The sequence below is a fragment of the Candidatus Zixiibacteriota bacterium genome (assembly GCA_026397505.1).
In the GTDB taxonomy this organism is placed as follows: domain Bacteria; phylum Zixibacteria; class MSB-5A5; order GN15; family PGXB01; genus JAPLUR01.
Genome location: JAPLUR010000008.1, coordinates 1 through 10,152, shown reverse-complemented (window position 1 = coordinate 10,152; position 10,152 = coordinate 1). Strand labels below are relative to the sequence as shown.

The window sequence follows — 10,152 nt, the reverse complement described above, 5'->3', positions numbered from 1 at the left end:
CAATAAGAATCGTGCGAGCCTCTTACAGATATTTCAGCTCCGCATCTGAGTCCCCCTTAGCTGAATCAATCAGCCCTATATTCCCCAAGTCCGACGCTTCACCCTGCTTATAACCTATCTCTCTATCTATCTTTAAAGCCTCTTCAAGATATTTCAGCGCCGCATCTAAGTCCCCCTTATCATAATAGATCAGCCCGATGTTGCCCAAGTCTGACGCTTCACCCTGCTTATAACCTACTTCCCGATGTTTCTCTAAAGCCTCTTGGTGATATTTCAGCGCCGCATCTAAGTCCCCCTTAGCATAATAGATATTCCCGATGTTCCCCAATTGATTCGCTTCACCCTGCTTATAACTTACTTCCCGATGTATCTTTAAAGCCGCTTGGTGATATTCTAGGGATCGATCCAAATCACCTTGAGATTTCAATACCAATGCAATTGCAGCCAAATCCTGCCCTTCACCCTGCTTGTAACCTACTTCCCGATGTTTCTCTAAAGCCTCTTGGTGATATTTCAGCGCCGCATCTAAGTCCCCCTTAGCACTATAGATCAGCCCGATGTTCCCCAATTGATTCGCTTCACCCTGCTTATAAACTATCTCTCTATCTATCTTTAAAGCCTCTTGCTGATATTTCAGCGCCGCATCTAAGTCCCCCTTATCCGAATAGATCAGCCCGATGTTCCCCAATTGAGACGCTTCACCCTGCTTATAACCTACTTCCCGATGTTTCTCTAAAGCCTCTTCCAGATATTTCAGCGCCGCATCTAAGTCCCCCTTAGCCTTATAGATCAGCCCGATGTTCCCTAAAGCATTCGCTTCACCTTCCCCGTCTGCAAATTGCCGAGCCAGCTTAAGGGAATTGTCATAAGACGAAAGTGCGGAATCAAACTTGCCGGGGGTGTAGTGACATATTCCAACGAGATTATATAGAGCGACGAGCTGGCTTCCTTTGGCTTCATTCATTGATTCTCTGAATTCCGCTATTGCCTCGTCCCACTTGTACTGGGCCATCAATTCCAGCCCTTTCGCAAAGGGGTCAAAAATGGCTGGTGGCGACGTGCCAAGGCCATCTATATACAGGCTCTTGCCGAGCATTTTTTCTAGCTTCTCCAATTTCTGCTCTATTCTATTTGTGCCTTGTGCTGCATTGGCAGCATCCTGTTCTATAGCTTTGATTTTCTCCTCTGTTTCCTTGCGCAACCTTGCTCGCCCTCGACGCGGTAAAATCCAACTAAAGATCGTGACATATCCGAAGATTATCGTGAGTATGATACCGATAATGGTCAGCGCGGTCCCAAGATCGATTTGATATCCAAAGATGTTCATCAATAAAAGCCTTATTTGTTTTAGAATAGCGAATATTTACCTGTTAGTCAATATTTTGTTTATTTAGGTAGTGGGTCAGTTTGAAATATTTACCATTCTGGGGGTTTTGAAATAGATGTTCCGGTGATTGGACTATCCATTAGGCTTTTTGTAAGGTCACTCTTTGTTATTAGTCGGCAAAATCCATTTGGCAATAATTGGGTAAATGGGCCAGGCATCGAGAAGCTGGGAACGGCAATTCGCAAAATTTTTGGCGAAAAACTTGAATTCATTATTTTAATGACTGGGACAAAATCGGTATCACCTGAGATTAATAATGCCGTATCAAATTCATTTTTTGCGGCAAGGGCAATGATATGAGCACCAATACTTACATCCGTACTCTTTTCTTCAAATGTATATCCCGTCCTAATAATACCCCTGATCGGACCATCAATCGTATTGAAAGTTTTGCCTGATAATTTATCGGGAACCACAAAATTTCGGCGACGGTTGGCAAAATGATTGATTTCAATTCTAATTCCAATGGCTCGCAAGGCTTCTACATATTTTTGGTGTCTCTCTACTTTTTTTTGATCCCATGTAGCGTATGCTGAAAAATAATAAACCTCTGTCAATGTGGCATATTGAGGTAGATGACGTTGGGCCAATTTTCTATAATCAAGCCATTTACATTGAGGAAAATTATTTTCCAGAAAATGATAAACATTGAATCCATCTATAAAAGCAATCGCGCGATGAGGTTTTCCGGTTATTATCATAATGCCCAAAATAAAAAAGCCCGGAATTTTACTCCGGGCACCAACAGGCTATTAACCTGAAGGATGTATGTCTTTACAGTCTTAAGATCGACATTATTTAAACAATAGTCAAGCAAAAAAGTTACAAAAATATAGATTAAGTTATTGACGCGCAACAAATTGATGCGCACCTTATTGCATTTAGTATGCATTTAATTGCTTATATCGTTTCTGATTTCTCTAATAGTTTTATCAAATCTTCAATTTCCCAAAGACGATCGGTCACTCCGGCGGCCATAGCTGGGGTTATTCTTGTGGTTTGGTGAATCCGGCAGAAGTTGTAATACATGAAGTGTAAGGCTACCGCATATTCAAGATTTTGAACCTTCTTCGAGAAGCCATTAGTTAGCCTGGTAAAGCGGCGCATCCCCATGCGCATTGTCAGATTCTGGCGTTCAATTAGAGAAGTTGAAATATTTTGCTTTTTAGGCTTTCCAACAATGGATTGTCGTCGGCACCCGACACAGGCCGGAGGACCGTATCGAGCTTCACCCGCATTTTCTTGACCATAAAGTTTAACAAGCATGGCATAGTCAATATCGGCACCAAATGCTTGTTCGACGGCCTCCAGATATGCCCTATGTCCGTCTGTGGTCAGTTGAACGCGGTTCGCCAAGCGAGAAGCCAAATCATTCATAAATACTTTGGCATGTTCGGCATCGCGCAAACCGACAAGCCATGAAATGATCAGTTTAGATTCTGGGTCAATTGCAGTCCAAGTCCAGACGTCGCCGTAACCAAACTGGCCTTGCTTGTCCTTAGGGACATTCTTTTGTTTGGCATAGCAGTAAGACCAAATTTCATCGCATTGAATCTGTTTACATTTCAGATTGCGTAAAGTCCTATCCTGATATTCGGCACAGACGGAGCCAATTTCCTCAAGCAGTTTGACAACGGTATTCTTGGCTATTCCGGTCATTCGGACGGTTGACCGTATAGAATTTCCCTCAACTAAAGAGGCTATGATCTGAACCCGTTTTTCTCTAATTAGCTTATTCATGCTGACCTAATATACATGAGCGGTCACGCATTGTCAAGTCTTTTTTCAAAAATCGTATCTTTTTGCTGTTTTTTGCCATTATTTTGATTGACATTAAAACAAAATGATACTATATGCAGTATCATATGTCAAGAAAAAGAATAAGCTTGTCGATAGTAAAGAGGGGTCATTGACATCTTATGCTGAGCTCCTTGGGAGACTCCAGAGTTTCAAGAAGGATGGCGGAAACGAATTGCCGCTTGCCCCAATTGAAAAATGGATGTGCGAGGAACTTGGCGTAAAAAGGCTTAAGAATACTGGAGGATCGATGGTCAGATTTGAACATCCGGCCATAGCAGAATTGAAAGGAGACGGAATATTTGGTATTCATGTTGCACGGGGTGGCAGGAGAGAAATGATTTACCGAAAGAATTTCAAGACTTATCTATGCCCCTGTCTGTTATATATCATTGAAACAATGAGAAAGGAAGGCCTTTGTGGCAACGAAAGACCTTAATTATTATCTCGACCTTGACTATGATGTCAATATCTCGAGATTGGAAGAGGATGAGGAGGTATTATACAAAGCCTATTCGCGTGACTTGGACGCATTCGTTTTCTATGGCTCAGGCGATACCAAGGCTGAGGCATTGGAGTCTTTTGAGCAGACCAAGAGAGAATTGTTTAAAGCCTATTTGGACGAAGGCCGTGAAATACCTGAACCGACTCGTGAGAATAACAATCTCCCAAGTGGCAAATTCCTTCTGAGAATTGATCCGCGAATTCATTATAAGTTGATTGGTATGGCGAGGGTCGCCGATAAGAGCCTTAATTCTTTCATCGACCAAATATTAATTGCCCATGTAACAGGACAAGATATTTTGACTAAATGCTTTCAAACTATTGTTTTTAATAGGCAAGCCTATCATCCTGGCGAGATCACGGGAATTAGAGCGGAAGTACATATTTTTGGTAATGAGCAATATAGTGCAGAACAATGGCGTGAGGTGGCATAATGGAATTAAAAGAGGCGTTGGAAAAATTAACTCCAAATGATTACAATCAATTTTTGAAACGAATTGAGATAAGTGATTCATATTTGAAAAAACTTCAGTTTTCAGTCTCTTCTCATAGTATGACGACTCAGGCAAGTTACAGCCTTAAAGAAAACTTGGGAAATGTTTCAATTGTTGAAGATAAGGCAACCATTGAAATTAATTACGAAATAAAAGCCTCATCGACGGATAAAGAAATATTTCAGTTAGGTGTACAATATATTTTGAATTATGATATTCAGGGTGAGCTTCCCGAGGAATTCTATGTAATTTTTAAGCATTATACCGCACCATTGCAGTGCTTTCCTTATTTACGGGAATTGGTTCATTCAATGACATCCAGAATGGGATTATCTCCCCTGATCCTACCCCTAAGAAAAGTTTTAATAGAAAAACCAAAAGAAACAGAAAAGGTAAACGCATAAACTATTTTTGAAGTTTCTTCCATCTTGCGAGTGCCGCTTTTCTGGCGGCTTCGCTCCGTTCCTGTTTCGTCATTTTCTTGGCTCTGGCCTTGCCCCCCTTGAGTCCCCCAAGACGGCCCAATTCGACGGCGGCAGGATTCTTAGTCGGATCAACCGGTTTAGGCTCCGGCATTGGCTCTGGTGTTGTGGCTTCATTAGCTATGATAGCCGACAACTCATTTAGATCGAGTTTCTTCTTTTTGCGTAACCGCTTTTGCATGCCTCATTATAAGGCCGATCTCAATTCCTGTCAAGGCCTATTAAAATGAAACTGACCCACTACCTTTATTTAAGAAAGATGCGAGTCGAGCGCAAGCGGGCAGGGCAGACGGCAAAACCACACGATTTCGTCGGCGGGTTTTGCCCTACTGCCGACTGGATTCGCCATTGCGACGGGGAATGACATTTACAGGGGCATGTGTCAAGGAATCTGCTCTTTTGCCGTTAATACCCTTTCATTGTCATGCTGGATTTGATTCGGCAGTCAGAGACGTGATTTCATTGAGTCGATAGTTGGAATACTCAAAGCGCATGCCCCTGAGCTACTCAACTCACAAATTACTCTTGACAATCTTCTTCCGTGACTATTTATTTATATCAGAGTGTTTCATCCAGAAGAATTCGATTTGCCAGCAAGGGGATGTGGCATCTCTTGACACTTAATTGTTGAGGCTATCGAGAGCAAAATTCAGGTGCTCAAGGGCCTTGAAACAAAAATTATTTTTCGGCCCAGCCGGCCGAAGGAGGCACTCATGGCCAATCTTAAAATCGCTTTTTGGAATCTCCAGAATCTTTTTGACACCAAAGAATCGGTCATCGCAGCCGATTTCGAATTCACTCCCAAAAATGGATGGACCGATGAAGTCTATGAAGCCAAGCTGAAAAACCTGGCTCAAATCATCAAACTCATGCATAAGGACGAAATGCCCGACATATTGGGTTTCTGCGAAATTGAAAACAAGGAAGTTGTGACGGCGCTTAAGGATCTTCTCCCCGGCAAAGATTACAAGGTGGCGTACGAAGAATCGGAGGATATTCGTGGCATTGGCACAGCCCTGATTTACTCCGGCAAATTGTTGGAAACTACCGACGTTCCGCCGGTGGGACATAAGGTCTATCAGCGGTATCCGACCCGCGACGTTTTTGAGGTCCCTCTTAAGGTTAAAGAGAATGGAGCAGAGTTGATTGTCATGGTCAATCATTGGCCGTCGCGCAGCCAAGGTCAATACGAAAGCGAACCTTTCCGGTTGCATCTGGGCGATTACTGCGGTCGACTTATTGATGGTTTGCTCAAGTATTCACGCAGCGATTACCTTGCCGCGGGTGATAATAATGTATCATTGGACGATCTGAACAACCGCTGGAATAGTAATATCCTTCTTATGGGGGATTTCAATGATGAACCATTCAATCGAAGTGTCCTTGAATTCCTGAAGGCATCAAACGGTGAAGATCATATCGAGGAGTTGTTCGAGAAACCGAAAGATGCAAATCTGCCCAAACCGGAAACATATCTCAAGAAGCAGGCATATTTGTTCAATTGTATGTGGCCGCAGCTGGCGAAACCTGATTGCGGAACTTATTATTACTCGGAATCTCCAAATACCATGAATCTGCTGGATCAATTCATTGTCTCGCGCGGACTGTATTATGGCGCCGGCGGTCTTAAAATGAACCTTGGTTCTGTCGAGATCTTCAAGCCAAAAGCGATGTGTTCGGGAAAGAAGTTGCGCCCCAAAGCATTCAAGTACGACGAGAAGGGGATAAAAGTCAATGGATATAGCGACCATTTCCCCATTCAGGCGACTATCGATATACTTTAGCACGGTCGTTGCAGCTTCAAACGGCACGAGCCCCCAAGACAGGCGGGGTGGGCCACCAACCAGATGCGTTGTGGTACAAGGGGTTGAGGGAGCGCAAGAAAAGCGAAGCCAAATAATAATGATTGAAGTCTATGTGCGGCAAAGAGATGGCGATGTTTGGCTTTGCTTTTCAATTTTTTGGGGCCCTTTGGTGATAGATTTATTCCGGCGTAACATAGAGGTATAGCAATGGATTGGACGGAAATTGCGGGGCATGGAAATTTGGGTTTGTTTCCCCGTTTTTAGGGGACCCATTTTTCTCCCTGATTGATTTTGGGCTGTGGCCCGATAGAAAGCGGCGGTGCCGGTCTGGCCGGGATTTGGTGCGGCCGGGGCGGCAAGGAGACAGACGGGCAGACTGAAGTTTTCCGCGCACAAGCCGGGCATTATACTTGTGGAACAAGAGGTTAGGTGAAACAAGGGGGGTGCGGTGGGGGGAGTTCGTTTCTTCATTTTTGTATTCTTTTGTAGTGTTTTTGTTGCGAATTTGGGGAAGATGCGACAAAGGTGACGGTTCCTTACATTTGGGCTATCGATAAATTGCTTTTCTAGTTCAGACATATTTATATCTATGCTTTCTATTAATAGGAGGGGCTCCAAATCACCATCGATGCGATGTGGATTTTGGAAGAGACGCGACAGGGGTCATGCCCCCAGCCACGAGCGGCGGCCCATGATCCTGCGGAAAGATAGGCACGGATGGAATTTCCCACAGAAAAGATGTGGGTTATCCGGTTGAAGCGACGGGATATGGGATGTTGAAGGCGTCAAAACCTCAGCTTCGATCTACCCGGCTACGTGCACACAAAAAAATGTCAACCGAAGTCAGAAGTCTCACATACGCCGGACCCAATATTCCTTCAACTCACCCTCGTGAAGACGAATACTGCTGTGGGTGGCTCTATCTCTGGATCAGTAATTGTTACCGTTAGAGTATTTCCGACAACCGTATAAGGACCGATTGCACCCCCACCGTCATCATCTCCACATTCACTGCCCTCACGGCTAATGACCGAAAGTCCCGTGAGGATTCCGCCGGCAGCGCTATACGTCAACACTTCTACACAGTCCATATCAGAGGTCACGGTAACCGTTGACGCAGTGAAGGTCCACCTCAGATAAACACCGGGTGGGATGGATTGTCCGTTCACTGATGTCAGATTCCAGTTTCCGATTAAGGAAGAATCGTTGTTTGGTCGAACCAGCACGGCTACACCCTCATGATCGGCGGTGTTGTAGTAGCCCTCCTGGATCGGCTTCATGACATTGCCCCAATTATTCTGGATGTCCTCGTAATTCCATCCGGCAAGATTTCCGGTGAGGGCCTCTTGAGCCATGTCAAAGGAAATGAAACAGTGGAATAGCAAATGAATGGGATCCCAAACACTTTCACGGCTGAAAGCGCCGAGTGTGTAGTATACGGGGAATTTTTCATCCTTACCTGCTTCGAATGCTGGGAAAATCCGTCCATGGTTGTTTTCGCTTGGCCACGCAAAGTCTACCCAAGTTTTGTCGTTGGGCAGTTGGAGTTCGAGTTGATTGGGCTTGTACGCGCCATAGTAAGGAAACGAATGGTGTCTTATTCCCGATACGCTATTCGGTTCTTGAAAGAAGTGGTTAGCAACGAGATACGCTTGGACATTGTCCCGCGCCTCCTCGGCGCTTCTCGCTGAATAATCAACCCAGATCACGTTTATCGGCTCCAAAAGTTTCCCAAAAGGATCGCATAACGGCACCGCCCAATGCGCGATGGCGTCAGACCTCAGGGGTATGACATTCTGGTTGAACATCCAGACACCTAGTTCGCCACTGCTCTCTACACCATTACAGCGGTGTTCGAAAGAGTGTGTTAGTTGGACCGCAGGAGGATCAAAGATCAACTCTATTGAAGGCAATGTAATACCGATCAGCGCAGGTACCGAAATCGAGTATTCATTGGCGGCCGCAATTAGAACTCCCAAACCGCTTTGATCAAGAATTGGAAATGGTACGGTCGTTGACCCGGACCCATCGGGATCAACCAAAACAGGATACCCGTTGGCGGACATGCCGTCGAGCGCGCCATCCGATAAATCTTCTGAAAGGGCCTTCATCAAATCGAAGGAAGTTGCTTCTGCGAGGCCAATTAGGTTTGGGTTGCTCGTCAAGAGATTCGTCATGCCACCCAGCAGTGCAGCGTACATTTTCTGGCTTTCGTCCCCATCTGCCGATTGAGATGGAACCGTGGTCGCCGGATTGAAACTGAGTTTTGAACTGGCTTCAGCCAGCACCAAATACAATGCGTTCTCCGGCGTTGTCCCATCACGCATCAGTTCAGTTGCAGCCATGTAGAGGGTATGAGTTAATGGAGAGACGGTAGCCTCATTACCGTAAAGAATGAATCCGCACAGCTGATCTTTTGAATCCAGAGTGACCGTATCGTACGTCGTCAGACTAACATAATGGCCTCTGGAGGCTATCAACAGGATTGGCTCGGTAAGAGTGTCAGGTATCTTGCCGCTCCAGTTGCCAAGCGAGTCAACAGTAAATGGACCAGCCAGATGTGTTGAGGAAGCATTCACTCCAAGCGAGTAGGCATCGACAACAGCCCCATCGCGAGGACCCGACACAACCTTGCCACTAATCGAGACTTCCTGCGGTTCTGGTGGCTCCGGTGTTATGCTTTTGGAGCACCCTACTAGCCATGTAATTAGAATCGCAACAACACCGACACATATAGTACCATGCACCCGGCTTATATGAAGACTCCTGACATCTTTGATTTGATTGTTCTCTCCCGAAAAAGTAAAGCTCATGTCAATAGTTGCATAAATTGGTTTTTCCAGAGCGTCACTCTTGGTTTAATTCTTATCTTGTCTGATCTTCCCACAAAAAAATGGATATATTTAAAATAAGAAGCGGCTTTTTTGAAGTCAAGTGGATTTTTAAAGCCCAGGCCCTCATGACGGCGTTGCCCATTGTTATACATCTCAAGATACTCAAATATATCAGAGTTGTGTCCGTTTTTGCTCCAGATTATCGGGAAACCAACAGCTCTGCTGTGAGAAGGTCCAATTCTGAATTCTGTAGATCAGGTCTCTTTTTGCATTCCCATCCCTATGCTTCAAAATCACTATCGAATCGATGGTGATTTTGGCTTCACCCACCTTATGTAGAACGAGTGATTATTTATATGTCAGAAAACATTAAACAATTTATTGCCAATCGGGCCAACGGCCAAAAATCAACCAGCCCCAAAACCGCCCAAATCAGCCCGGGCGATAAAAAGAAATATTTTAAAAAACGAAGAAACAAACCCATTTTGCCATACCACACAAAACCACCCAAGCCATTATCCGGCAATAAATAAGCAGAAAGTGATTATGTTTTTTGGAGGGACTTGAATTTAGCCGACAAACCCATTTTGCAGGGTAACCCAACCAACCAAGATGGATTCTGGCTTTCGCCAGAATGACATTTGTAAGAGACACCAATTGGATTCCCGCCTACGCGGGAATGACAAATACACGGCATGGGCGACCGCGTGGAGGCTGTCCCATAAGTTAGTTTTATTGATATCGAAATTCAGGTTAAGGGGTTTGGGAGTGGATTTTGGCGTCCGCTGACCCTGAGAGTCCGAAAATGCGTTTGCCAGCGTTCTATATGGGCCAGAATCATAGCTAAAC

9 protein-coding genes are annotated in these 10,152 nt (G+C 44.7%); 4 read left to right on the top strand and 5 right to left on the bottom strand.

The features are described 5' to 3' along the window. Positions 1-22: 22 nt before the first annotated feature. From NT002_00250 to NT002_00240, 3 genes are all read right to left on the bottom strand, one after another. Positions 23-1,327 carry a tetratricopeptide repeat protein gene (locus NT002_00250; protein ID MCX6827708.1) on the bottom strand — a complete coding sequence of 435 codons (1,305 nt, stop codon included), beginning with the start codon at positions 1,325-1,327 and terminating at the stop codon, positions 23-25. Between the two features lie 89 nt (positions 1,328-1,416). Continuing rightward, a complete protein-coding gene (locus NT002_00245; protein MCX6827707.1) occupies positions 1,417-2,088 on the bottom strand; it encodes an NYN domain-containing protein in 672 nt (223 codons plus the stop codon). A 199-nt stretch (positions 2,089-2,287) separates the two neighbouring features. Further along, positions 2,288-3,127: a DDE-type integrase/transposase/recombinase gene (locus NT002_00240; GenBank protein MCX6827706.1), complete on the bottom strand. Its 840-nt coding sequence runs from the start codon at positions 3,125-3,127 to the stop codon at positions 2,288-2,290. A 103-nt stretch (positions 3,128-3,230) separates the two neighbouring features. Here NT002_00240 and NT002_00235 point away from each other — a divergent pair, with 103 nt between their 5' ends. The 3 genes from NT002_00235 to NT002_00225 are packed head-to-tail and all read left to right on the top strand — an operon-like array spanning position 3,231 to position 4,586. Continuing rightward, positions 3,231-3,623, top strand: a complete 393-nt coding sequence (locus NT002_00235) for a hypothetical protein (protein MCX6827705.1) — start codon at positions 3,231-3,233, stop codon at positions 3,621-3,623. Continuing rightward, positions 3,604-4,122 (top strand): toxin-antitoxin system HicB family antitoxin, encoded by a 519-nt coding sequence (locus NT002_00230; GenBank protein ID MCX6827704.1) that lies wholly within the window; start codon positions 3,604-3,606, stop codon positions 4,120-4,122. Before NT002_00235 ends, NT002_00230 begins: the two co-directional genes overlap by 20 nt. Continuing rightward, positions 4,122-4,586 (top strand): protein-export chaperone SecB, encoded by a 465-nt coding sequence (locus NT002_00225; protein ID MCX6827703.1) that lies wholly within the window; start codon positions 4,122-4,124, stop codon positions 4,584-4,586. Before NT002_00230 ends, NT002_00225 begins: the two co-directional genes overlap by 1 nt. 1 nt (position 4,587) lies before the next feature. Here the strand turns inward: NT002_00225 and NT002_00220 are convergent, their stop codons facing one another. Beyond that, a complete protein-coding gene (locus tag NT002_00220) occupies positions 4,588-4,845 on the bottom strand; it encodes a hypothetical protein (protein MCX6827702.1) in 258 nt (85 codons plus the stop codon). Between the two features lie 532 nt (positions 4,846-5,377). Here NT002_00220 and NT002_00215 point away from each other — a divergent pair. Beyond that, on the top strand, positions 5,378-6,448 hold the full coding sequence (locus tag NT002_00215) for a hypothetical protein (protein ID MCX6827701.1): 1,071 nt from the start codon (positions 5,378-5,380) through the stop codon (positions 6,446-6,448). 899 nt (positions 6,449-7,347) lie between these two features. Here NT002_00215 and NT002_00210 read toward each other — a convergent pair. After that, on the bottom strand, positions 7,348-9,096 hold the full coding sequence (locus NT002_00210; protein ID MCX6827700.1) for a hypothetical protein: 1,749 nt from the start codon (positions 9,094-9,096) through the stop codon (positions 7,348-7,350). Positions 9,097-10,152 lie beyond the last annotated feature (1,056 nt).